We start from the raw sequence: 22,244 nt of genomic DNA on the forward strand, positions 1-22,244 counted from the left end.
GCCATGACTGTTCAAGAAAATACAGCATTGTTGATTATTGATGTTATCAATAAGATGGATTTTGAAGGAGCCGAGCAGTTATTGCAACAAACGCTCCCTGTCCTTGAACCACTCTCAAAATTAAAACAACATTGTAAACGTCAAAACATCCCGGTGATTTACGTCAATGACAATTTTGGTCTGTGGCAAGAGAATGTTAATCAGATCATTGATGAGTGTCGCGGTGGTCTTGGCGATGTCCTCATTGAAGCAATGCACCCAGAAGAGAACGATTACTTTATCATCAAGCCAAAACATTCAGGTTTTTTCGGGACCCAACTTGATATTTTATTGAAGCATTTGGATGTCTCACGTCTTATCATCACCGGTCTAACGACGGATATGTGTATCTTATTTACTGCAAACGACGCCTACATGCGAGAATATGCCATTCATGTTCCTGCAGACTGTACGGCAGCAGAAACCGCCGTTGCAAAAGATCATGCTTTAGAAATTCTCAGTTCGACATTATCTCTTGATTGCTCCTCAAGTTTAAGCTTGATGGAGGGGGAATGACGATATTGCATCATTTTTTTGAAACGTTTAAAACTGCATAGGAAATACTGCCTTGGCACTATCCCAAACTTGTTCATAAATCATTCTTTGATTGAACGTTCACTTCAGCATATCGAAAAATAAGGTAAACAGGTTTGAAAGAAACTGATTAAGGTATATAACATGTGTAACTCGCATATGTTTAAAACTTAAAGGGGGTCTTTTCATGTTTCGCCATCAAAAAGAATTACAATTCGAAGTCAAGGTTGATCGACCCGATCCAAAACTCGCTCGGGCCGTGCAAGAGGTACTCGGTGGACAATTCGGTGAGATGACGGTCATGATGCAATATCTTTTCCAAGGCTTCAATTGTCGAGGTGAAGAAAAGTACAAGGATATGCTGATGGATATCGGGACGGAAGAAATCGGGCACGTTGAAATGCTATGTTCCCTCATTTCTCAATTGCTCGACGGGGCGTCACCGGATGATCAGGCAGAAGCTGCCAAAGATCCAGCGACGGCAGCAATTCTCGGGGGTATGAATCCACAGCATCTTTTAGTTAGCGGTCTCGGTGGACTGCCATCAAACGCAAACGGCATTCCGTGGAACGGATCCTATATCGTCGCGAGCGGTAACTTATTGGCAGATATGCGCTCGAACCTACATGCTGAATCACAAGGTCGACTTCAAGTCGCCCGTCTCTATCATATGACGACGGATGAAGGCGTGCGTGCTACATTCCGTAAGATGCTCGCCCGTGACCGCTATCACCAGTATCAATGGATGGCTGCGATCGAAGAGCTGGAAACGAAAAACGGCGTCGTCGTGCCTGCTACTTTCGCACCGGAAGATGAGATGGAAGCGCAACCGCATGCTTATGAGTTCTGGGACCTATCGCAAGGAACAGCTTCAAAAGAAGGTCGCTGGGCTCAAGGGGAAGCACAAGATGGCACCGGTGAATTCGTTCATCTAGAAAACCCTGCACCACAAGGAAATATTCCGAATATGAAGGTACCAGCACACAAACTTCACCACGACCTAGCAGAAAAAACAGGAATGCAAAACGTTAAAGATACTGTCAAACGTATGTTACATGATAAGGAGTGAGACCGATGGCTAAATCACCACTTGCAATCCATGAAACACTCGAAATCCATGAAATCATGACGATGAAACAAGCCTGTCTCGTTAAAGCTGTTGCTGTTCGTTCTTTTGTTAAAGATGAGACGCTTGAAAAATTGATTGCTCAAGACATCAAAGATAGCGAACAAGCATTAAACGATTTACAAAAGCTATTGGCAGATCATGAAGGAGGCGGTTCTCATGAATGAAGCTCTTCAATCCATTAATCGTCCCAGTAAAAAACGAGACGAGTTGATTGCGACAGATTTCTTAATCAGCAGTAAATCACTCGTCCGTGCTTATGCTGTCGCGATTACGGAAACGGCTTCTCCTGATGTGCGGAAAGTCTTGACCGAACAACTGAACAAAGCCATTCAGACTCACGCTGCGATCGCCGGATACATGATTGACCATGAGATGTATCACGCGCATGACTTGAAAAAGCAATTAAAACACGATCAAGAAAAACTAGAAGTCGCAAAAGGATTGCTATGACGTTTCCCCTTCCCTTCTGATTCAGAAGTGGAAGGGGTTTTCTTTCAGAATTCGTGTAAGGAGCGATCAGTCCCATGATTGACATCAATCACATTCAAATCAAACAAAGCGGAGAAACCGTTTGTCTCACCTGGAAAGGAACAAGTAACGTCCGACTCTTCTTAAACGGTATACCTTGTTTCATTCAGAACTCGAATACCTATCAAACGGATGTACTCCCTTTATATGAGCCTTTGTCGTTCGAACTGATCGATTCAGATTCGAAGACACGTATCGTCACGGCTCTTGTTTCAAGTACGGATGATTTGTTCTGGAATCGAAAAGTGACTGTCCTGATTCAACAAAATCATGTTGTCCGACTATTATGGGGTGAAATTCCAGAGGTATCGCATTATTCGATATTTCAAGATGGGCATCGATTAGGTCAAACTACAACACCCGAATGGAAAGGAACGATTGACCCTGAACAGTTTACACGTTTCGAAATCCGGGTGTTACGTCCCATTTCTAGAAAATCGATGCCGTTCGCACGCATAATCGAGACGTTCGCCCGCGTTACGAATCAGATAAAACAAGAACAAGACCGAGAACGGGAATTTGAACAATTCGTACTCTATTTTTCTTTGTACCCGCTATCCGCTTCACATACGAAGGTTTCTTCATACCGATTGCGTGTACTGACGTTCATTGCTCCTCCGATTCTCGTGAATCCGAATCCGTTTTCTCCGCATCGTTATTTCGAAGGCGATGCGCGACAATATTCGCCTTTTTCTAAAGAGTATCGTACCTTTACAGAGGTCCTGACATGTAATGGTGAAACGACTCATCAACTATCAAAACAAGCAAATCCTACTCGCTCTTTTGATGCTTGTCATCAGTTATATCGAGAAGATGTCGCTTCGACACAGCAAGTCTATTTATCACATCAATCACCAACTCGGTATACGCTTCATCATTCTGTTGGTAATCCGCTCGTCGTCTCACCAAACATCGACTACGAAATAACTTTGACACACCGTTCAAATCTTTGGCGTATCGCAGGAACACACCTCCAATCACCACATCATGAAGTGTATCTGGATGAGGGAGACGATTGTTTTGAAACAATCCACCAAGCCCATGATTTAGGATTAAGTTTCCTCGGCGATCCATTGCCAAGTTGTCACTGGTTGCATGTGACCAACCAATGAACAGAAAGAAAACCGCGACCGATTCGTCGCGGTTTTTCATCTTTAGTCGTGAAATCGAGCTCGCGTCTCCGGAGACGGTAACGCGCACTGCTGCTTTTGTCCAAACCAGCGATGACGGTTGTTCGCAACGAAATCATAGACGCGATCTCGAAGTCGACGTGGAACAATCCGAAGTAGACTCAACAGACGCCATCTCCCTCTTAAATGACCGGCAATCCGTAACGCAGCATCGGATTTAATATAGGGCACACCCCGGTCAATCACGACGACACTGTCGATCGTTTCCGGGAGATGGTGGCGCCTGACGAGTTCTTGCCCCGTCTCCCCTTGCAACGAGGCAAAATCATGATATCCTTGGTCTCGTTTCAAAATGAACTGGACACTCGCGTCACAGAGATTACATTCTCCGTCGAATAAGACGATTGCTTTCATGATCGATTCATCCTTCCCCACCTGTTTAACGAATAATTTTGTACACTTTTTCTTTACCACGTTTCAAGTCAAAACATGCATTTAATCAGTATGTTAAATCATGATAACGCTTCCGTTCATTGTCTTTCTTACGCTATACTGTTTTTGTAAACATTTGGAACCATTCATTTATTTGAATGTATCTATGTAAAGGAGCGTACATATGACGAAACGACCGATTGCCATCGTGACCGGTGCCAGTCAGACACGCGACATCGGAGCTGCGATTTGCCGCCAGCTTGCCATGTCTGGACATGACCTGGTCTTTACTTATTTTAAAGCAACAGCGGATTGGGCGACTAGTTTTACGACCGAACTTGAAAATCAAGGTGCCCGCGTCCTTGCGATCGAACTTGATTTAGGTCAAGCAGATGCCGCTGATGATTTATTCGATCAGGTAGAAGACTTTGGAACACCAAGTATCCTGATCAATAACGCTGCCCATTCGACGATGACGGATTGGCGAACACTTGATGCAGCCAGTCTTGATCAACACTATGCCGTCAATCTCCGGGCACCGTTGTTGCTCGCGACACGTTTCACGAAACAATTCGTTGAAGCACATCTAACGTCCGGTCGTATCATTCAACTGACGTCCGGACAGGATCTCGGTCCGATGCCTGACGAGATTGCTTACGCTACGACAAAAGGTGCCTTGTCGACCTTTACGAAGACTTACGCGGCAGCCGTGGCACCGCTTGGCATCACCGTCAATGCGGTTAATCCGGGTCCGACAGACTCGACTTGGATGGATGAAGCAACCCGGACGGCGCTTAAACCTAGTTTTCCGTTCGGGCGAATCGGTGCGCCGGAAGACGTCGCACGATTGATCCAATTCCTTGTCAGTCCTGACGGTGGCTGGGTGACCGGGCAAGTCATCCATTCCGAAGGTGGCTTTGAACGCTGAATATGTCGTATGTAAAAACATCCCTCTGACGTTAAAATCAGAAGGATGTTTTGCATTATCGAAAGACCGGAATCGTTTCTGTCAAAAAATCGTTCCAGGCTGTTTGATGCAGTTCGCTATAGAGCTCTGGCATTTGGTCTCTTTCAAAAAAAGCAACGTCGAGTGATTCATCGGAATCAATCGTCAATTGCCCCCCATTGATTCGGCAAACGAAAAAATGGACGATCGGCTGGACGACATCCCCGTTTGGATACATCTCTTCGTACTTCGAATAGACACCACTCAAACGTTCGATCCTGACATGAAAACCGGTCTCTTCAAAAATCTCACGCTGTGCGGCTTCGACAATCGACTCTCCCAGTTCCAGTGCGCCGCCGGGAAAGCCCCATGCTTGTTGCTTCCGCCGTTTTTGAAGAAGAATGCGCTCCTCCTCGTCGATGACGATGCCACCCGCAAAGTTCAACATCACTTTTTCTTGACCGACCTTAGTGCGAAGAAAACGTATGTAGTCCATCTGTCGCCCCTTGAAGTTTGACGTGCTTCAGCCATGTGATCAGTTGTTTGATCATTGCATCGGTCACGGTATGATTGACACCTGGAAAAACGTCTAATACGGTCGTTTGCGCCATACCTGCTTGAACAGCTGTCCCGTGATAAAACTGCTGGATCGATAGTGGAATGATGTCATCGGCATCGCCGTGCAGGAGTAATCGCGGACGCTCATCCATCACGCTGATTGGATCGAGCTTCCATGGTACATCCTCCTTTTTGATGGCAGGTCGCCCGTCACGAACGCGGAATTGACGTTCTGCTTCAAGATAGGCACCGCCCCCATTGATCGCAACGAGTGCTTTAATCGGCTGACGCGACATGATCCCGTGGGCAATGAACCCACCCATCGAGACGCCGATCGCTATCACGTCTGAAACATGCCAGCCTGATTGTTCGATGATAGCTGTCGCTTCCGTAATCGATTGTTCGACGACGGACCAAAAATAGGTCGTCGTTATTTCTGGATCAAATGGATGATCAAGCGGTTCACGCTGGTCGTGTCGAAGAAGTTCCGGGATGAAGACATCGTATCCTTCGTCAGATAATTGTCGCGCAAACTCTAGATAAGAAACAGCCGTTCCGCCCCAACCATGATAAAGCAGAATGGCTCCTGTAGGTTGAGAGGCACGGACACAATGAACATGAAAATCAAGCTTCATTATTTAGCTTCTCCTGATTCAAGCGGACGATCGTTCTCGCGAAGTCATCTTCCGGTAATCGGTGTCCGTTCTCAAGAAACGGTTTCCAATACGGTCGAATCTTAAATAGCGAGACCGTATCACGATAGACTGTTCGGCGGACAATTTGTTCTGTCGTCAACGGCAATCCGTTCTCGCTTTCAACCTGGATGCCGCAAATCCGACCACCAATCGTTTTTCCGTTCAACAGTTTTAATTGCGCGACTTCTCCTAGAAAACTGATTGTCGGTTGTGTCACGACAGCGTGAACGACTTCTGACTTCACACGTCGTAACACCGTTTTTTCGATGACGAAGGAAAGTCCGAAATAAACAGCTTGGTTGATGATATACGCACCGATTCGTCGTTTAGTCGTTAAATGCATGGGTGGTCCTCCTTATACGTTGAAATAGACGACAGCGCCAAGTCCACTGACGGCAATCAAATAAAAGACGATTGCGAGTCGTTTGTTTGCAGCAGAGATATCCTTTCGGACGAGGATCTTACTATACCGATACGTCAAGAATGCGAACACGAGCAATGCCAAAATCAATAATGGTTCCATTCGATTCCCTCCTTTTCTTTCTTATTCTACATCATTTCTGGTTTCGAATTGTTATATTTTACAAGTAAAGTGGTATATGCTTGATCCATATGTCATCAATCCAACAATGAAATGAGGTTTACATGTTGAACACTACAACGATTTGCTGTCTTGTGGAGTCGAAGACACCTGGTTATCTTGTTCGGGAACTGCCGCCGCTTGGCATCCATGACGTCCACGTCCGCACCTTAGCCGGTGCCATCAGTATTGGTGCCGAACTTCCCCAATGGCTGGAACAAGATATGACCGAAACCAGCTATGACTATCCGCTCGAGACCGGATATGAAAGCTACGGCGAAGTGCTTGCAGTTGGTGACGCCGTCCAAATCGTCAAGCCCGGTGATCGGGTCGTCAGCTTCTATGGTCATCAAGATCAGGCGATCGTTCCTGTATCGAAGGTCATCCCGGTTCCTGCTTATGTCTCACCACGTGAAGCCTTACTACTGATTCTGTCCTGTGACGCGGCAAAAGGCGTCCGTAAGCTGACATTGAAACCCGACACAAACGTCTTAGTTTCTGGAATGGGTACGATCGGTTTGCTTACAGTGCATTACTTACGGCATTATATCAACGTTCGTCAGATTGATATCATCGAGCCGCTTACGTCCCGAGCGGAGTTAGCACGTCAATTAGGTGCACGTGTCGTCACACCGGATTCAAGTATGTATGACGCCGCCATCGAATGTTCCGGACGCCAAGCGGCCTTTGCCGAGCTTCAGTCTGCTGTCCGTCCTCATGGTTCAATCTGCGTCTTATCGGACGGCAACCGGGAATCCTTGGCGTTGACGCCCGCTTTTCACGCGAAAGAACTTCAGATCGTTGCATCGAGTGACGGCTGGGACTACCGCAAGCACGCAGACTGGCTCTTTGCAGACGAGCGTCACGCGACATTGCCCGCTTTGTTCGAACACGAGACTTCGTTTTCGGAGCTCGCCAGTTGCTTCGCTGCCTTAATGGAAACACCAGATCTCCCGATCAAAGTATTCGTTGATTATGAGCAGACGAGCTGAACACCGTTCGGATCCGTACCTACGAGCGATACGTCGGAAAAGACTGCTTCTTGCAAGACGGTCTTCTCTCCGCGGACGGTTTGGATTTGTGAAATCGGTTGATCGAACAGTTTCGCTAAATCCGCCTCTAATCCTTCGCGCGGCGTCGCTAGGATCAGACGCTCAAGCGTCGCTCCATCAGTATCCGCAATCGCATCTTCATGGACTTGCAGTTCAATCCGTAATCCGTATGGTGTCTGCAAGAATATCCGCCGTTCGTTCGCTTGGACGGTGAACGATAACGTTTCTGCGCGATCGAGAATCGTTTGCACGTCACCGGGCTGAATCAAAAATCCGATGTGATCGAAACGAACCGTTTTTCCGAATCCGATCGTCACATTGACCGCTCCCCTTTTCATTTCAATGATTCGGAATAAAATTTGATCGGCTCGAAAATCATCCCATGATAGAGGTGGATTGAACGACGAAAATTCTCCGTCTTTCTTCCCGATGCGCTGGGAAACGTGAAATCCGCGTGCCGTGTACCAAGCTTCTGTTTCTTCCAAATGTGGTGTCCAAATATGGTAGTGAAATAGCATTTACATACACTCCTTTTTGTTGTTCCAATCGTTCCACGTCATCACTTCGACTTGGTTCGATTCATTCAAATATTGTCGTAATAACGGGAGGTGCGCAGCACCGTACAAACAGACGATTCGTTCGTTCGCCTGAGCGAGGTGCAGTAAACGATTTGCGATCTTTTGATTGCGGACTCGCCAGTAGCGTTCAACCCAAATCCGACCACTCTCCAGTCGTTCGATTTGATCATAGATTCTAGCCGACGCTGCAATCGTTTCTTCAGCGTGCAATCGATCGAGCCATTCGGAGAATGATGACTGCTCCATCGCGTGCTCTAACTGTTCTGTCCGCTTCATCTCAGCCGCGACGATCGTCTCAAAGGCTTCCGGATGATGTGAACGGACGATTCCTAAATCCGGTACGCCGGGTACGATTTCGTTCCAATCGACCCCATGGAGATTTGCTACTCCCGCCATCCGGGCTAATCGAAAGCCAATTTGTTGCCGTTCATTTTCGGTTAAATCGCTCTCATGTTGATAGGTGTCATATGTATGTTGCAGGTCACTCATGCGTTCAGGTGCCGTCTCAAGGGCAACGCATGTCGGTCGAAATGCGTTCAATCGAGCGACGACTTCTTGGATTTCTCGTTGCCTTCTCTCTGACGCGATATCAAAAATTGCTGGACGAATCATGTCACCATTTGCCGGGCGATCGAGATGGAACATGCCTAACAGTAAAATCTGAGGTTTCATCTATCTCCCTCCTTTTCCTGATTTTACCTTATAATTGGTAAAAGAATCGACTATTACCTATCATGAATTTACGTTCCTATTCAACGAATACTCATATAAGGAGGTTCCGATGAAAAAGATATTCGTCATTGTGTTCATTGGATTTTTATTCGGATGCAGTCAAACCGGTACAGAGGACGAAGTTAGTCATGCCATGATCGTCATTGTGAATAACAAAGAGTATAACGGAACAGAAGTTGAATTGGATGCATCTATGCAACAAGGAGAAAAAATGAGCACGATACTAAAGAAAACAAAAGCCTATGAAATGCCCCAAGCGAACAGTCAATCGAATCTTTTTTCAGTCGGCTCCACCATCTATTCTGTTAAAGGAACAGAAGATTTTATCATCGTAAAAGACAAAGAAAATAAAAAATGGCTTTTAAAAAAGGTAAGAGATATCAAAAACAATTTGAATCAATGAGGCACTTTAACACTTTTAACGTGGTACCTCTTTAGAAGTACCAACAGCAGAGATGTTTTGTACTTTTACACGAGGTATGGTGAAAAGTAATAAAAAGTGGACAGATGGCGCCATCTGTCCACTTTTTTTATCCTGTTAAGCTTGATTTAACGAGTAAAATTTTCCCACTTTCCTCTGCATCGATATAAGATACGGCTTGTACATCGAGATGGATATCACGACCGAATAAACGGTACAACCGTTCCATCAGAAGTCGTTCGTCTGATTGACTGAACCGCTCTGCGTCCGGAACGTAGTAGATCGATACGCTATCTGTCGTCATTTGAACATATTGAATACGCTCGATACTGTTTGGCAAATGTTTGACGAGACTCGACAGTTGCGCTTCAAAAATCTTTTGCCCATCCGGTTTTTGAATGAATGCCCGCCCCCTGCCGTCAATCGATTCGATGATTGGTCCCGGGTGACCACAGGAACAGGTGCGCTGACTGAGCGTCATCCGATCTCCGACCCGGTAGCGAATGAGGGGAGTCCCGTGTGTATCAAAACTCGTCACGAGAATCTCCCCGTCTGTATCGAGTTCGATGATCCCCATCTCATGATGCAGATGTTTTTGACCAAACCGGCATTCCGAAACGATTGGTGCCCCTTCAGACGATGCATATTGATCAAAGACTGGTCCGTGAAACACTTCTTCGATGACTTGGCGCTCTTCCGCGTCGATCCGTTCAGCCGTCGGAAAAATCGCAATCGGTTGACACGTCAAGCGGATCCCTTCTCGCTTCGCAAATCGGGCGAGCTCAATCATCGCTGACGGAAGACCATCGATCGTTTCTGGTTGAAAACGTTCGATGGCTTCAAGATAAGCTGCCATCGTCCTTGGGGATAATCGTTTTACCGTGAACAAGAGTTGATTCGCCGCTCGATTCATTCGCCAGTAGACGTCCACCTGTTGACGCTCGGGTACGAGATCCTGTGCCGTAAAGCTGATTCGTCGCATGCCACGGTAGACACCGTGGGTCGCCTTGAAATAATCCAGATGGGCCATGCGAATTTGCATATCCGGTATCGTATATCGTACTTGCAGTGACGTGCCTGTCGTTCCGCCCGTTTTCCCTATGATTGGCGCAGCGACATCTGTTTGAATGTCCTCCATGTGTGTTCGTAATTTTTCTTTTGATAGTACAGGAATATGTTTTAGTTCGGATAAGTCCGTTAACGGTAGGCGAATGCCATGTGAAGTGAAGAGCTGACGGTAATAGGGACTGTGTTCAGTACAGAAGCGAAGGAAGTCATTTAAACGATCAAGTTGTTCCGCTTTGACGTCGATCGTCGTATGTTCTCGTTCGAGGAGCATCCGGAACCGTTCTTGATAGACCGGTCCATAACGTTCGCGATGCAATTGATACCCATAGAGGGTTGTGAAGAAGTGCTGGAGAAATAGAGGAGAGCGATTGTAGATCTGCTCTTTGATACCCATATCATCACGTCCTTTCGCAAGGGAAATAACGATTACGATATCTCTACGATATCGTAAATAACTGACAGGAATATGACAAAAATAAGGGAACATGCATCCTGACAAATTGCTATCACCTTGGACAGGTCCGACGATCTTCGCTCTACTATACTGAAAACAAGGAGGTGACAAGATGTGGCTCGAATCGATTCAACGCGTTATTGACTATATCGAAGATCATTTAGAAGACTCGCTCAATCTCAACGTTTTGACAAAAGTCGCTCAGATGCAGGCTTATCCTTTACAACGGACGTTTTCGTTACTTGCGATGATGACGTTACCGGAATACATCCGAGGACGACGTCTGACGCTCGCAGCGCAACAATTGACACAGACGGACGAAAAAATCATCGATCTCGCCTTACGTTTTGGTTATGAGACGCCGGAAGCTTTTACGAAAGCTTTCAAACGTCAGCATGGTTGTTCGCCAACGTTGATGCGAAGCGAGCGACGTCCGATTCACGCCTATAACCGCCTGAGCATTCAGGTGACCTTGAAGGGACTGGAGCAAATGGATTACCAACTCATCGAACGACCGGCTTTACAAATTTCAGGATGGCGAAAACATTTCCCGACGCAAGATGGTGCCCAACAACAACTGATTCCGTTGTTTTGGAATGATGTGAATCATTCTGGTCAAGATGCTACCTTGTTTAAACAAAATGACGGTCAGATTGAAGGTGTGATTGGTGTCTGCTCCAATTTCACCGAAGCATCGATGGATTATTGGATCGCGACGACGACAACGGAAGTTCTGCCCGGTCAGGAAACGATGACGATTCCGGCGAGTCTTTGGGCGACGTTTCCGGTCGTTGGTCCGATGCCGCATGCCATTCAAGAGATGTGGCAGCGTATCTATCAAGAGTGGATCCCATCGCATGGATATGATCCTCTCCCTCACGCTGAACTCGAAGTTTATTCGGCAGGCGACCCGTCTGCCGCCGATTATCAATCTGCCATCTGGATTCCGGTGCGACCACGCGACTGACAGTTTCAGGACATACGAAAAAGCGAGATCATCAGTGACCTCGCCTTTTCATGTGTCATGCATACTGTTGTTTAATCAGTAACGTTTTTCCACTGATTTCTTTCGGAATTTCGGGTACCGCGCGCATGACGACATTCAATTGTCCGTCAAACAGTCGGTCAAGAACGAAAAAGAGTTTCTTCTCATGTTCTTTCTCGAAGCATCGTTCATCCGGAACATATAATAAAACAATCTCATCCCGCGTCTCTTGAATGTATTGCACGCGTTCGATACAGTTCGGGAACGCTCGAACGATTCCCGCAAGTTCGCCTTCAAAGACACGGTGCCCGTTTCTGAGTTGAATGAAGCTTCTCCCCCGTCCGTCGATCGAAGCGATGATCGGACCTTGATGACCACAGGGACACGTTTCCTGACTAAGCGTCATCCGATCGCCAACGCGGTAACGGACAAGTGGTGTACCATGCGTATCGAAGCTCGTCACAAGGATTTCACCGTCCTCATCACGTTCAATGATTCCCATCTCATAATGTAAATGTTTTTTCCCATACGGACATTCGGCGACGATCGGCGCCCCTTCTGACGACGCATACTGATCATAGATTGGCGCATGGAAGACTTCTTCGACGAGCGTTCGTTCTTCTGCCGTCATCATCTCAGCCGTCGGGAAGATTGCTTTGGGACGAAACGTACAGGTCATCCCATATTTTTTAGCATATCGTGCGACTTCGATCATTCCTGAAGGCAAACCATCAATCGATTCCGGCTGAAACCGATTCAGTTGTTCGATGTATGCAGCGGCGGTTTTCGGATTGATGTTTTTGATCGAGAACAACATCTGATTGATGACTTTATTCGTCCGCCAATAAACCGGTGCCTTTTGTTGCGGGGAAGCAAGCGTTTGACCGGTAAAACTTGCACGGCGCATCCCTTGATCGACTCCATGGGTCCACTTGAAGAAGTCAAGATGTGCCATCCGGATTTGCATGTCTTCCTTTGTATAATGCACTTGAATCGATTTACCGGTCGTACCGCCCGTTTTTCCGAGAATCGGGGCATGGACGTGCGCATGGACGTCCTCATTTTGTTGGCGTAAGATTTCTTTCGTCAAAGGGGGAATCTGTTTTAGTTCGTCAATCGATTGTAGCGGGAGCTCTAGTGCAATGGTAGAAAACAATTCCTGATAGTATGGACTATGTGTTTGGCAAAAAGAAAGGAAGTCGTTTAATCGATGCAATTGTTCTGCTCGAACGTCATGCGGTCGTCCTAACTTCTGTTTCAGTTCTTGTAAACGTTGCTGATAGGCGGGACCGTATCGTTCATGGAACAGGCGACGTCCTTGTAAAGTCGTCAACAAGTTTTGGATGAAAATCGGTGAGTGAAAGTAGATCGATTCTTTGAGCTGCATGATGTCACTCCTTCCATAGTTAGACCACCTTTTACTGATACTTTCATCTTATTTCCAGTCGCCGCCCATCTCAATTAGTTCTTCGTGAATAAACTTAGCTTTTATTTTCATGGCGATTTATTTTAATGAACTCTGATTCACGAACATCTTCTTACCGATTCTTGAACTTACAACTTTTCTTCCCTCACAAAAAATCCGATTGATGAAGAGGAGTTTCTTCATCAATCGGATTCATACGAGTGGTATTACGATTTCGCACCTTTTTGTAGCATCTGACATCCGTATGCCCGCAATTTAATCGCTTCGAGTACGAGCGACATCTGTTGCTCATCCAATCGTTCAATCAGCTCGATGATCGTGATCGTCGTTCGTCCATTATACAATTGGACGATCAAGTGGATGATTGCTTCTAACGCTGGACTCGGATAGGGTTCAGCCAGAAATTCACGATCAAAAAACTCACCACTATCCGGAAAGAAGTAATCCGAGAACCGTTCGAGCACTTGTGGCTGTCCTGTCGCAAGGTACAGCATCGAGACCATCGCTGCATCTTCTCGTTGTTTCGGCTTTAATCGTCTCCACAACAGATCGAATCGTCGTTCATGTCCCTCTTGCATGAATTGTATCGTCTGCATGGTTGAAGCCCCCTTTGTTTTCATACTTCCTGTTGGTTCTTTTCCATATGTTACTATTCCCTATTCCATTCAACTGAATCGTCTCAGCATATCCTCTTGCGATTGAACCGACTCGATTGGGGGTACATTACAACAGATATAAGAGAGGAGTTTACATCCATGCCAACGCGCCTAGCTTTAGCCGGAGCCACCGGATACATTGGTCACAATTTACTGAACGAACTAAAGAAAAAATATGACGTCATCGCCCTTTCACGAAATGGTGACGACAAGGACAATGAGGAACGCGTCGAATGGCGATCGTGCGACCTCTTTTCTCTAGACGATACGATCGCTGGTATGAAAGGAGCAGACATCGCTGTCTACCTCGTCCATTCGATGATGCCATCTGCTAAATTGACACAAGGATCGTTTGAGAATATGGACTTATTGTTAGCCGATAACTTCGCCCGTGCCGCAAAAGAAAACGGCATCCGGCAAATCATCTACTTAAGTGGTATCATCCCCGAGGAAACAGAAAATCTATCGCGTCACTTAAAGAGTCGACTTGAAGTCGAACGCGTTCTCGGTGCGTACGGAACACCGGTGACGACGATCCGTGCTGCGTTAATCGTTGGTCCTAAAGGTTCATCGTTCCCAATCTTATCGAAACTCGTCAAACGCTTACCCGTCATGGCACTCCCACGATGGACACGTAACAAGACACATCCTGTCGCCTTACCCGACGTCATTCATGCTCTTGGTGAAAGTGTCGATCGCGATGATGTCAAAGACCGGGCCATCGATATCGGTGGTCCGGAAGCGATGACCTATAAAGAGATGATCCTTAAAACAGCCGACATCATGGGTAAACGACAACCGACGATCGATATTCCTTTATTGACCGTTAAATTATCCCGCCTTTGGGTGACACTCGTGTCCGGAGAACCAAAAGAAACCGTCTATCCACTCGTTGAAAGCATGGTCCATGAGATGGTTGCGGATCCAGAAAAAATGGTTCCCGGCATCAGTGACGGCAAAATCACATTCGAACAATCAGTCCGAGATGCGTTAAAAGAGGAGGAGGAACAAAAAGGATCTTCTTCCTCGTCGTCTTCGACACCAGACGTCCTTGACGTCCGATCGGTACAACGTGTTCTTTTGCCAAAGGATCGCGATGCCGACTGGGCAGCTGAAGATTATATGAACTGGTTGTCATCATTTGCTCGCCCTTTCCTATCGTCAACCGTGCAAGATCAAGTCGTTCGGATCCACATTCCGTTTTACGAACAACCGCTGCTGGAATTGACGAAGGAACCGGTTCACGATCGACACATGGCGACGTACCGGATTACCGGCGGATTGTTCGCAAAAGTCGAGCAAGACAGCCGTGGTCGGATTGAATTCCGGCAAATTCCCGGTACGCAGGAATGTATCATCGCCATCCATGAATTCGTCCCTGCGCTACCGTGGATACTCTACAAGGCAACACAGGCGAACGTTCACCTGCTCGTCATGTATCTCTTCAAATTACACTTGTTGCGCCGGATTCATTCGACGGAACAAGAATCGACACGTGCGGACGAAATCGTTCCGTCCTCTTAATGCCAATCAAAACGATTCGCCTCTTCCTTGGCGAATCGTTTTTTGACGTTTACAGAAGGATGACGAAATGGAAAAAATCGTGATACACTGGACGATGACTGAAAGAAAGGGGTTTCATCGCATGCGCTCATTTGAGGAACGATTATCGAACCAACTCGAGGCGACGGCTTCACTCGCCACATTGATTCAACCTTCAACGGATCAACTCCGTTTAGATAAACTAGATAAATTCGCTAGCAAACTATTAAAACGAGAGTTCACGATTGCGTTTGCCGGTCACTTTTCAGCTGGAAAATCGAGCATGATCAACGCCTTGACGGGTGAATCGGTCTTACCGACGAGTCCGATTCCGACGAGTGCGAACATCGTGACACTTCAGCAAGGTGAGATGGATTCAGCAATCGTTCACTTTCATGAACAGCCGTCTGTTCGTCTGACAGCAACAGAGCAAGAGGAGCATCTTCAATCGCTTGGGAAAAGTGGTGATGTCCGACAAATCGATTTGACGCATGCCGCGTCCGCGCTGCCTCCTGGTCTCGTCTTAATGGATACGCCAGGCGTCGACTCGGTCGATGATGCCCACCGTGTATCAACGGAGTCTGCCCTTCACTTGGCTGACATCTTGTTTTACGTCATGGACTACAATCATGTTCAATCCGAATTGAACTTCATGGTGACGGATGAATTACAAGCTGCCGTACCGGAATTGTATTTAATCGTCAATCAAATCGATAAACATCGTAACGATGAACTATCATTCGACGCCTTCCGCCGCTCGGTTCATGCGTCCTTCGCTGAACACGGTGTCGTGCCGAAAGGAATCTTCTTTACGAGCCTACGGGACCCAGCCCATCCGCATAACGATTTCATGGAAGTCGAACAGCTCGTCAAACAAAGCATTCGCGACGCTCAACCGAAGTTGTTGACTTCTGCCGCTTTGACACTCGAAAGTCTTCACCAGGAGCATACACGTTATCTCACACGTCTCGTCTCAGAAACACACGAGACGATGGCTGAGCAATTGAATGACGCTGAACGACGGGATCCGGCGAAAATCGAAACCGAATTAACGCGTGTCTCGCAACAATTAGAAGCACGTCAACCGGACCGCTGGGTACAGACGTTTTCGCTTCATCGGGATCAACTCTTGAAAAATGCGACATTGATGCCATTTGAGTTACGCGAGAAGATGCGCCGTTTCCTCGAGTCACGTCAGCATGATTTCAAGGTTGGATTATTCCGTAGCGCGAAAAAAACGGAAGCGGCTCAAGCGGAGATCGCACAAGACGTGCTCCGTGCCTATCAGACAGTGACCGCTTCCGAAATTTCGCTTCATTTACGTAACTTGATGAAACAATCGTTACGTGACCTTGGTCTCCTGCAGGATACGCATATCGTCGCAATCGATCAGCTCTCACTCGACCCACCGCTTTCCGTACTCGAAAGTGCCTTGCCAACCGGTATTACGATCACAGGTGAATCAGTGCTCCAGTTCACGAATCGTGTCGCCGAACAGACACAAGCGTGGTTCGTCAAGGAAACGAACGCGTGGCGTGAGCTTGTTCGTCAAGAGTTGACGGCAACTTTCCCGAAAGAACAAGCTGAACTATTGCAACAACAGACGTCACTACAGCATAAATGGAATAGCGTTCAAGCATGGCAACAGGCTACCGTAGCACTCGAGCGATATGAGCATGGCGTTGCCAATCCATCTGACCAACAACTCAAACAGGCTCGGACGCAAGTCTCAGTTTGGGAGGAGCAATTGATTCAGCAAGAAGCGGCGATCGTTTCCTTTACCGGATATGAATCGGTGACAGAAACTACTTCGTTTGAAGTTGCGACGACGATCAGTGAGCAACAAGCCGTCCGTTATGCACCGGAAGACGTCGCTCAAATCCGTCAGCATCTAAATGGTCTTCAAGGTTTTGAAGATGCCGTCGCTTATTTGAATGACAAATTGGACCGACTGACACATCAATCGTTCACGATTGCCTTATTCGGTGCCTTCAGTGCTGGGAAATCGTCGTTTTGCAATGCCTTACTCGGAGACAAGGTCCTCCCGGTCTCTCCGAATCCGACGACCGCATCGATCAACCGGATTCACCCTGTTGACGCTGCACACCCGCACGGCGTGGCAGAAGTCACGTTCAAGTCGGAAGCATCGATGCTGGAAGACTTAAATGAAGCGATGGTCGGAACGATGACATTCGAGTCAACGAAACAGGCATACGATACGCTCTTACCACGTACCGCGTCACTGACGGACCCGTTCTTGCGTGCTTTCTTGAAAGGATTCCCTGCCGTTCAATCCTTCATCGGTACCGCTCAGACGGTCGATCAAGACGCATTTAAACAGTATGTCGCGCAGGAAGAACAAAGCTGTTTCGTAGATGTCATCGATTTCTATTACGATAGTCCGTTAACACGTCTCGGCGTGACGCTCGTTGATACTCCAGGAGCAGATTCAATCAATGCCCGTCATACTGATGTCGCTTTTGATTACATTAAGAACGCGGATGCGATCTTATTCGTCACGTACTTCAATCATGCCTTTGCCCGCGCTGACCGTGAATTCTTGATTCAACTCGGTCGTGTCAAAGACGCATTCGAACTCGATAAGATGTTCTTCCTCGTCAATGCGATCGATCTCGCTGCTTCAGATAGCGAACGTCAAGATGTCTTGAACTATGTCGCGACGGAATTGCAACGCTTCGGGATTCGGTCGCCCCGACTGTATGGAGTCTCGAGCTTACAAGGACTCACCGAAAAGCAACAAGAGCGATCGGATTCAACTTCCGGTCTACCTGAATTCGAGGAGGCATTCCATCACTTCCTAGCGGAGGATTTGACCGGTCTCGCTAAAGTATCGTTGTCTGAGCAGACGGAAAAGACCGTCCAGCGACTCGAACGATTTATCGCTGCGACTGAAGCGAATCTGTTGCGAAAAGAAGAACGGTTGGCTGAGCTGTCTACTCTAGAACAGCAGGTCACCGATCGTTTCGAAGACAATCGCGCCGCTGTGATCGAACCTGCACTCAAAGCAGAGATCCATGAGCTGTTGCACCATGTCGTACAACGCATTTATTACCGTTTCCCTGACTTTTTCAAGGAAGCCTATAACCCTGTTCGTTTTGCTCAAACTGGCAAAGGAGCAGCATTACAAGATGCGTTAACGGAACTGTTGACGTTCCTTCGGTTCGATTTTGAACAAGAGCTCCGTGTCACGCATTTCCGTGTCGACCAATGGCTCGAAGCGTCCTTGATCCGGCGTCAACAAGAGGAGCAACAGTTGCTAGAGCAATGGAACGAATCCTTCCAGCTCGCGCCTGTTACGGTCTCTCGATTAAACGAAATGACGTTCGACGGACCCTTCGAAGATGCAACTCCTTATATCGGCGTCAAACGTCATTTCCGGAATGCGAAAGCCTTCTTTGAGAAAAATGAGAAGGAGCAGTTGAAGGAGGAGCTTGCGACATTAACCAAACAAGAAGCACTCGCGTACACTGCCACTCAAGAAGAACGCTTGCTGGCAGTCGCGTCGGCACATCTGGACACTTCTTTGACAGCCGTTTCAGAGCACCTATTACGCCAAACACTCGAGCAACTTGAGAGTGAACGCGCGACGTTACAGGCACAAGAGACGCTGACTCCTTATAAACAAGCAGCAAAGCAGATTCGCAGTCTGACGCAACACGTCACTTCATAAAATACAATCGTTCAACACAAAAGACCGGAGCGCGATGCGTTCCGGTCTTTTTTCTTCATCGCGCAGGCGTTGGCCAATACGACTGAAAATAGTGGACGATGTATTGGTGGACGTGCCGGACAACAGGACGTAATTCCGTCCCGACGAGTCGGTTCAACGAGACATCCCATAACATCGGTGGGTCGAACGGGATGATTTTAATGTCATCCGCATGATGAAACCGTAGTATCGGCTCCGGTAGGATTGAGATGACGTCAAGTTCTTGGACCATCCCGATCAACAAGTCCCATGCCCCTGACATGAAGAAGATATTCGGCTCTTGCTGCACTTTACGAAACTCCGATAGTATTTGATGATGTAACATGAATCGATCGTTCAAGATGACAAGTGGTTCATTTCCGATATCACGATACGACAACGCTTCTTTGGCTTGAAACGGGTGATTCGGACGCACGGCGACGACGACCTCATCTTCGATCAATCGAAAACGTTCGATACCATAGGATTCGCCCGGTTCAATCAAAATGGCCAAGTCGAGTTCTTCAAGTAACAGTCGACGCTTGAGTTCAAACGCCCCCTCTTCGATGATTTCGAGTTCGATGCCTGGATGTTCCGCCATGAACTTCGGAATCAACTGCGAAAATAAAACAGGGAGGATGACGGGTGGGATGCCGAGACGGACCTTTCCTCGGACGACGTTCGAACGTTCACGCAGATGACCCATCAATGCTTGATGACGTGTCAGAACGATCTTCGCATCCTCATACAATTGACGTCCTGTTTCCGATAATCCTGTCAACCGTCCGTGCTTTCGAATGAACAGTTCTACTTGCTCCAGCTGTTCGAAGTCGCGAATCATCTGACTAAGCGCCGGTTGCGAAATCGACAAGTGTTTCGAAGCACGCGTTAAGTTATAGCCTTGCTCGACAATTGTCGTAAAAAAAAGTAACTGTCGAATATCCACTTATATCTCTCCTTATTCATCAAACCAACGATTTTTTTTGAAGAACAGAATCATCCCTAAAGCAAGAAGTCCCATTGCCCCTAACGTCACGAAATAACCATACCGGGTGGTCAGTTCTGGCATATGTTCAAAGTTCATGCCATATATACCAGCGATGAACGTCAACGGCATGAAAATCGTCGTAAAGATCGTTAACGTCTTCATGATGCTATTCATCCGATACGAGTTGAGGGAAATGAAGTTATCCCGAAACTCAGATGTCATCAATCGGTTGTATTCAATCATTTCGGATAACTTTAGTAAATGATCATACAAATCGCGAAAGAATGCTTGCTTCTTCGGATGAATCGATAACCGCTTCGATTCGACGACCCGATACAATAAGTCCCGCATCGGCATGACCGTCCGCGAGATTCGAAGTAACCGCGCGCGTAGTTCGAAAATCTCCTCCATCAACCGACGATCATTGCCACGCGTTCGGTAGCGTTCCTCAAGCGCAAACAATTCATCTTCCGTTGCATGAACGATCGGAAAATACCCGTCGACGATCTTATCCATGATTTTATGTACGAGGTCGACTGTTTCTTGTTTGTCGAGGCGTTGGCTACACTGTTCAAACACGATATCAATTTCTGGTGAAGATTGCTCATGGTAGCTAACGAGATGCCGATCACTTGCGAACAAATTGATTTCACGACTCGTCAACGTTCCTTCATCGAGCGCATGAAGGACAAAAAAGCTATGTTCTGTATAATATTCAAGCTTTGGGCGTTGCAAGTAATGAAAACAATCTTCAATCGCCAGTGGATGAAAATCAAAGACCTCAATCAATTTTTGCTTCTCTGCGTCTGTCGGTTGATCGAAATCAACGAAATAACGTGTGATGCCTGACTCCTGTATCCGACTTACATCATCGGTCAAAATGATTGTGTCATTCGCATCGATCAGTATACAACGAATCAACTTTTTCTCCCCCTTTTCCTATGTAAGCGTACTATATTTTTTCGTATGCAACAAAAAAAGGATTTCCTCGAAGAGAAATCCTTTCAGATTGTAGACAAATGAACTGACTCAAAAAATGACACACCTTTTCACGCCCTTTCCTCAGGCGAGACACAAGCCAGTTTTCCCGCTTCATTCGAGCAGGAAAACCTGTCTTGTTTGTCTCTGACAGCGCAAAATCGTGCTTTTTCCTGTAGGAGTGGCGTGTAATGCGTCATTTTTTTATATCCGGAAGAAGGATCCGAGAAGCATTTTGTTCACTCGAGATTGTTTCTTAAGGAAAAACAAGCAAGAGCGACCCTTGCAACGAAGCGAAGCTGCGTGATGCTTGTCCCAGGAAAACGATGCGAGACGAACAAAAAAAGCGCAATCCTTCTCGTTAGAGAACAATTGCACTTGTCTTCAGTCTCAAAAGATTTCCCCGAAGAGTAATCCTTTTTTGTATAGCAATCAACCATGTTCAATATAAAAGCCACTCCAATATACTTGACGATACGTAAATTCTTTACCGCTTTTCGTCGTCACAAGCATCTCATCTTCTGCCATGACAGCAATTTTAATGGGTACTTCACCGTGATCCGTCAAATAATTGAGAATCTCGAGATGCCGATTCAACCAAAGACGACGGCGGAACCAACGAAAACGACTGAATGCCGCACTGAAGTGGAGTAAAGCGAGCGCAAGAATAATTAAAGCAAACGGAAGTGGAATGTCGAACAACGCAATCAAATATACATCTGCGATCAGCAAGGATAACGAGAGACCCATTTCCGTCATCTCCATGAAAGATGCTTTATAGGTCGCGAAGTAGGTCATCACACGAAATAGGAAGATGACCGTGAGGTACGGTACGAAGTACATTTGAAACACATGGTCCGTGCCGCTGTTGACGAACATGAGCAGTGGCAGGAAGAATAGCAATTTCCAGATTAGGATGGCGGAATAAAATAAAGTATGATCCGTGTAGCGTCTGCGTACGATGGCTTGACTCATATTCATTGCCTTCCCCTCCTTCATGATGGACCGTTTCAAAGTCGATGATGACAGGACATGATGCCTATAAGGGTATGTTTCCGAATTCAGCTGTTTCTAATCGTCTAAT

Annotated in this window: 24 protein-coding genes; 11 read left to right on the forward strand and 13 right to left on the reverse strand. The window is 46.8% G+C overall.

Annotation, left to right across the window (positions count from 1 at the left end; all coding sequences use genetic code 11):
• The first annotated feature begins 3 nt into the window (after positions 1 to 3).
• From KNQ12_RS02000 to KNQ12_RS02020, 5 genes are all read left to right on the forward strand, one after another.
• Positions 4 to 555: a cysteine hydrolase family protein gene (locus KNQ12_RS02000; protein ID WP_214746045.1), complete on the forward strand. Its 552-nt coding sequence runs from the start codon at positions 4 to 6 to the stop codon at positions 553 to 555.
• 205 nt (positions 556 to 760) lie between these two features.
• Positions 761 to 1,642, forward strand: coding sequence for a manganese catalase (locus tag KNQ12_RS02005; protein WP_055968390.1), 882 nt, complete (start codon positions 761 to 763; stop codon positions 1,640 to 1,642).
• 5 nt (positions 1,643 to 1,647) lie between these two features.
• Positions 1,648 to 1,866: a hypothetical protein gene (locus tag KNQ12_RS02010; RefSeq protein WP_055968392.1), complete on the forward strand. Its 219-nt coding sequence runs from the start codon at positions 1,648 to 1,650 to the stop codon at positions 1,864 to 1,866.
• Positions 1,859 to 2,152 (forward strand): spore coat protein, encoded by a 294-nt coding sequence (locus tag KNQ12_RS02015; protein WP_058713253.1) that lies wholly within the window; start codon positions 1,859 to 1,861, stop codon positions 2,150 to 2,152. Before KNQ12_RS02010 ends, KNQ12_RS02015 begins: the two co-directional genes overlap by 8 nt.
• A gap of 74 nt (positions 2,153 to 2,226) precedes the next feature.
• Positions 2,227 to 3,342, forward strand: coding sequence for a hypothetical protein (locus tag KNQ12_RS02020; protein ID WP_214746048.1), 1,116 nt, complete (start codon positions 2,227 to 2,229; stop codon positions 3,340 to 3,342).
• 42 nt (positions 3,343 to 3,384) lie between these two features.
• Here the strand turns inward: KNQ12_RS02020 and KNQ12_RS02025 are convergent, their stop codons facing one another.
• Positions 3,385 to 3,774 carry a thiol-disulfide oxidoreductase DCC family protein gene (locus KNQ12_RS02025; protein ID WP_214746051.1) on the reverse strand — a complete coding sequence of 130 codons (390 nt, stop codon included), beginning with the start codon at positions 3,772 to 3,774 and terminating at the stop codon, positions 3,385 to 3,387.
• Between the two features lie 202 nt (positions 3,775 to 3,976).
• Here KNQ12_RS02025 and KNQ12_RS02030 point away from each other — a divergent pair, with 202 nt between their 5' ends.
• Positions 3,977 to 4,720 (forward strand): SDR family oxidoreductase, encoded by a 744-nt coding sequence (locus KNQ12_RS02030; RefSeq protein ID WP_075642470.1) that lies wholly within the window; start codon positions 3,977 to 3,979, stop codon positions 4,718 to 4,720.
• A 55-nt stretch (positions 4,721 to 4,775) separates the two neighbouring features.
• On the opposite strand, the gene KNQ12_RS02035 is transcribed toward KNQ12_RS02030, so the two are convergent.
• From KNQ12_RS02035 to KNQ12_RS02050, 4 genes are read right to left on the reverse strand one after another with little or no spacing between them, the layout of a single operon-like run.
• A complete protein-coding gene (locus tag KNQ12_RS02035; protein ID WP_214746055.1) occupies positions 4,776 to 5,234 on the reverse strand; it encodes an NUDIX hydrolase in 459 nt (152 codons plus the stop codon).
• Positions 5,206 to 5,931, reverse strand: coding sequence for an alpha/beta fold hydrolase (locus tag KNQ12_RS02040; RefSeq protein ID WP_214746058.1), 726 nt, complete (start codon positions 5,929 to 5,931; stop codon positions 5,206 to 5,208). The genes KNQ12_RS02035 and KNQ12_RS02040 overlap by 29 nt, the downstream gene beginning before the upstream one ends.
• Positions 5,921 to 6,334 (reverse strand): RDD family protein, encoded by a 414-nt coding sequence (locus KNQ12_RS02045; RefSeq protein WP_214746061.1) that lies wholly within the window; start codon positions 6,332 to 6,334, stop codon positions 5,921 to 5,923. The genes KNQ12_RS02040 and KNQ12_RS02045 overlap by 11 nt, the downstream gene beginning before the upstream one ends.
• Positions 6,335 to 6,346: 12 nt before the next feature.
• Entirely contained in the window at positions 6,347 to 6,514 is a 168-nt protein-coding gene (locus KNQ12_RS02050; protein ID WP_023468507.1) for a hypothetical protein, read from the reverse strand.
• A 122-nt stretch (positions 6,515 to 6,636) separates the two neighbouring features.
• Between KNQ12_RS02050 and KNQ12_RS02055 the strand changes: the two genes are divergently transcribed.
• Positions 6,637 to 7,563 carry a zinc-dependent alcohol dehydrogenase gene (locus KNQ12_RS02055; RefSeq protein WP_214746064.1) on the forward strand — a complete coding sequence of 309 codons (927 nt, stop codon included), beginning with the start codon at positions 6,637 to 6,639 and terminating at the stop codon, positions 7,561 to 7,563.
• Here the strand turns inward: KNQ12_RS02055 and KNQ12_RS02060 are convergent.
• Positions 7,545 to 8,141, reverse strand: coding sequence for a hypothetical protein (locus KNQ12_RS02060; protein ID WP_214746067.1), 597 nt, complete (start codon positions 8,139 to 8,141; stop codon positions 7,545 to 7,547). The two genes, KNQ12_RS02055 and KNQ12_RS02060, sit on opposite strands and share 19 nt — an antisense overlap.
• Positions 8,142 to 8,873, reverse strand: coding sequence for a DUF5694 domain-containing protein (locus KNQ12_RS02065; RefSeq protein ID WP_214746070.1), 732 nt, complete (start codon positions 8,871 to 8,873; stop codon positions 8,142 to 8,144).
• Between the two features lie 109 nt (positions 8,874 to 8,982).
• Here KNQ12_RS02065 and KNQ12_RS02070 point away from each other — a divergent pair, with 109 nt between their 5' ends.
• Positions 8,983 to 9,336 carry a hypothetical protein gene (locus tag KNQ12_RS02070; RefSeq protein ID WP_214746073.1) on the forward strand — a complete coding sequence of 118 codons (354 nt, stop codon included), beginning with the start codon at positions 8,983 to 8,985 and terminating at the stop codon, positions 9,334 to 9,336.
• A 127-nt stretch (positions 9,337 to 9,463) separates the two neighbouring features.
• Here the strand turns inward: KNQ12_RS02070 and KNQ12_RS02075 are convergent, their stop codons facing one another.
• Entirely contained in the window at positions 9,464 to 10,816 is a 1,353-nt protein-coding gene (locus tag KNQ12_RS02075; RefSeq protein ID WP_214746076.1) for a phenylacetate--CoA ligase family protein, read from the reverse strand.
• Between the two features lie 172 nt (positions 10,817 to 10,988).
• Between KNQ12_RS02075 and KNQ12_RS02080 the strand changes: the two genes are divergently transcribed.
• Positions 10,989 to 11,843 carry an AraC family transcriptional regulator gene (locus KNQ12_RS02080; protein WP_214746078.1) on the forward strand — a complete coding sequence of 285 codons (855 nt, stop codon included), beginning with the start codon at positions 10,989 to 10,991 and terminating at the stop codon, positions 11,841 to 11,843.
• A 55-nt stretch (positions 11,844 to 11,898) separates the two neighbouring features.
• Here the strand turns inward: KNQ12_RS02080 and KNQ12_RS02085 are convergent, their stop codons facing one another.
• Positions 11,899 to 13,248 (reverse strand): phenylacetate--CoA ligase family protein, encoded by a 1,350-nt coding sequence (locus KNQ12_RS02085; protein ID WP_214746081.1) that lies wholly within the window; start codon positions 13,246 to 13,248, stop codon positions 11,899 to 11,901.
• A 245-nt stretch (positions 13,249 to 13,493) separates the two neighbouring features.
• Positions 13,494 to 13,883: a hypothetical protein gene (locus KNQ12_RS02090; RefSeq protein WP_023468515.1), complete on the reverse strand. Its 390-nt coding sequence runs from the start codon at positions 13,881 to 13,883 to the stop codon at positions 13,494 to 13,496.
• Positions 13,884 to 14,042: 159 nt separating this feature from the next.
• On the opposite strand from KNQ12_RS02090, the gene KNQ12_RS02095 reads away from it, so the two are divergent.
• Both KNQ12_RS02095 and KNQ12_RS02100 read left to right on the forward strand, forming a co-directional pair.
• Positions 14,043 to 15,467: an NAD(P)H-binding protein gene (locus KNQ12_RS02095; RefSeq protein WP_214746084.1), complete on the forward strand. Its 1,425-nt coding sequence runs from the start codon at positions 14,043 to 14,045 to the stop codon at positions 15,465 to 15,467.
• A gap of 121 nt (positions 15,468 to 15,588) precedes the next feature.
• On the forward strand, positions 15,589 to 19,176 hold the full coding sequence (locus KNQ12_RS02100; RefSeq protein ID WP_214746087.1) for a dynamin family protein: 3,588 nt from the start codon (positions 15,589 to 15,591) through the stop codon (positions 19,174 to 19,176).
• A 55-nt stretch (positions 19,177 to 19,231) separates the two neighbouring features.
• Here the strand turns inward: KNQ12_RS02100 and KNQ12_RS02105 are convergent, their stop codons facing one another.
• The 3 genes from KNQ12_RS02105 to KNQ12_RS02115 all read right to left on the reverse strand — a co-directional run bounded on the left by KNQ12_RS02105 (position 19,232) and on the right by KNQ12_RS02115 (position 22,141).
• The gene (locus KNQ12_RS02105; RefSeq protein WP_023468518.1) at positions 19,232 to 20,140 is read right to left on the reverse strand and encodes a LysR family transcriptional regulator; all 909 of its coding nucleotides are present in this window, start codon (positions 20,138 to 20,140) and stop codon (positions 19,232 to 19,234) included.
• A gap of 12 nt (positions 20,141 to 20,152) precedes the next feature.
• A complete protein-coding gene (corA, locus tag KNQ12_RS02110; RefSeq protein ID WP_214746090.1) occupies positions 20,153 to 21,103 on the reverse strand; it encodes a magnesium/cobalt transporter CorA in 951 nt (316 codons plus the stop codon).
• Positions 21,104 to 21,592: 489 nt separating this feature from the next.
• Complete coding sequence (locus tag KNQ12_RS02115; RefSeq protein WP_023468520.1) at positions 21,593 to 22,141, reverse strand: hypothetical protein; 549 nt, start codon at positions 22,139 to 22,141, stop codon at positions 21,593 to 21,595.
• Between the last annotated feature and the right edge of the window lie 103 nt (positions 22,142 to 22,244).

It is taken from the genome of Exiguobacterium sp. s11 (genome assembly GCF_018619015.1).
Lineage (GTDB): Bacteria > Bacillota > Bacilli > Exiguobacteriales > Exiguobacteriaceae > Exiguobacterium_A > Exiguobacterium_A indicum.

Excerpts from the sequence above, each read along its gene's own strand:
- KNQ12_RS02000 (WP_214746045.1), top strand. The coding sequence starts at position 4 with ATGACTGTTCAAGAAAATACAGCATTGTTGATTATTGATGTTATCAAT.
- KNQ12_RS02005 (WP_055968390.1), top strand. The coding sequence starts at position 761 with ATGTTTCGCCATCAAAAAGAATTACAATTCGAAGTCAAGGTTGATCGA.
- KNQ12_RS02010 (WP_055968392.1), top strand. The coding sequence starts at position 1,648 with ATGGCTAAATCACCACTTGCAATCCATGAAACACTCGAAATCCATGAA.
- KNQ12_RS02015 (WP_058713253.1), top strand. The coding sequence starts at position 1,859 with ATGAATGAAGCTCTTCAATCCATTAATCGTCCCAGTAAAAAACGAGAC.
- KNQ12_RS02020 (WP_214746048.1), top strand. The coding sequence starts at position 2,227 with ATGATTGACATCAATCACATTCAAATCAAACAAAGCGGAGAAACCGTT.
- KNQ12_RS02025 (WP_214746051.1), bottom strand. The coding sequence starts at position 3,774 with ATGAAAGCAATCGTCTTATTCGACGGAGAATGTAATCTCTGTGACGCG.
- KNQ12_RS02030 (WP_075642470.1), top strand. The coding sequence starts at position 3,977 with ATGACGAAACGACCGATTGCCATCGTGACCGGTGCCAGTCAGACACGC.
- KNQ12_RS02035 (WP_214746055.1), bottom strand. The coding sequence starts at position 5,234 with ATGGACTACATACGTTTTCTTCGCACTAAGGTCGGTCAAGAAAAAGTG.
- KNQ12_RS02040 (WP_214746058.1), bottom strand. The coding sequence starts at position 5,931 with ATGAAGCTTGATTTTCATGTTCATTGTGTCCGTGCCTCTCAACCTACA.
- KNQ12_RS02045 (WP_214746061.1), bottom strand. The coding sequence starts at position 6,334 with ATGCATTTAACGACTAAACGACGAATCGGTGCGTATATCATCAACCAA.
- KNQ12_RS02050 (WP_023468507.1), bottom strand. The coding sequence starts at position 6,514 with ATGGAACCATTATTGATTTTGGCATTGCTCGTGTTCGCATTCTTGACG.
- KNQ12_RS02055 (WP_214746064.1), top strand. The coding sequence starts at position 6,637 with ATGTTGAACACTACAACGATTTGCTGTCTTGTGGAGTCGAAGACACCT.
- KNQ12_RS02060 (WP_214746067.1), bottom strand. The coding sequence starts at position 8,141 with ATGCTATTTCACTACCATATTTGGACACCACATTTGGAAGAAACAGAA.
- KNQ12_RS02065 (WP_214746070.1), bottom strand. The coding sequence starts at position 8,873 with ATGAAACCTCAGATTTTACTGTTAGGCATGTTCCATCTCGATCGCCCG.
- KNQ12_RS02070 (WP_214746073.1), top strand. The coding sequence starts at position 8,983 with ATGAAAAAGATATTCGTCATTGTGTTCATTGGATTTTTATTCGGATGC.
- KNQ12_RS02075 (WP_214746076.1), bottom strand. The coding sequence starts at position 10,816 with ATGGGTATCAAAGAGCAGATCTACAATCGCTCTCCTCTATTTCTCCAG.
- KNQ12_RS02080 (WP_214746078.1), top strand. The coding sequence starts at position 10,989 with ATGTGGCTCGAATCGATTCAACGCGTTATTGACTATATCGAAGATCAT.
- KNQ12_RS02085 (WP_214746081.1), bottom strand. The coding sequence starts at position 13,248 with ATGCAGCTCAAAGAATCGATCTACTTTCACTCACCGATTTTCATCCAA.
- KNQ12_RS02090 (WP_023468515.1), bottom strand. The coding sequence starts at position 13,883 with ATGCAGACGATACAATTCATGCAAGAGGGACATGAACGACGATTCGAT.
- KNQ12_RS02095 (WP_214746084.1), top strand. The coding sequence starts at position 14,043 with ATGCCAACGCGCCTAGCTTTAGCCGGAGCCACCGGATACATTGGTCAC.
- KNQ12_RS02100 (WP_214746087.1), top strand. The coding sequence starts at position 15,589 with ATGCGCTCATTTGAGGAACGATTATCGAACCAACTCGAGGCGACGGCT.
- KNQ12_RS02115 (WP_023468520.1), bottom strand. The coding sequence starts at position 22,141 with ATGAATATGAGTCAAGCCATCGTACGCAGACGCTACACGGATCATACT.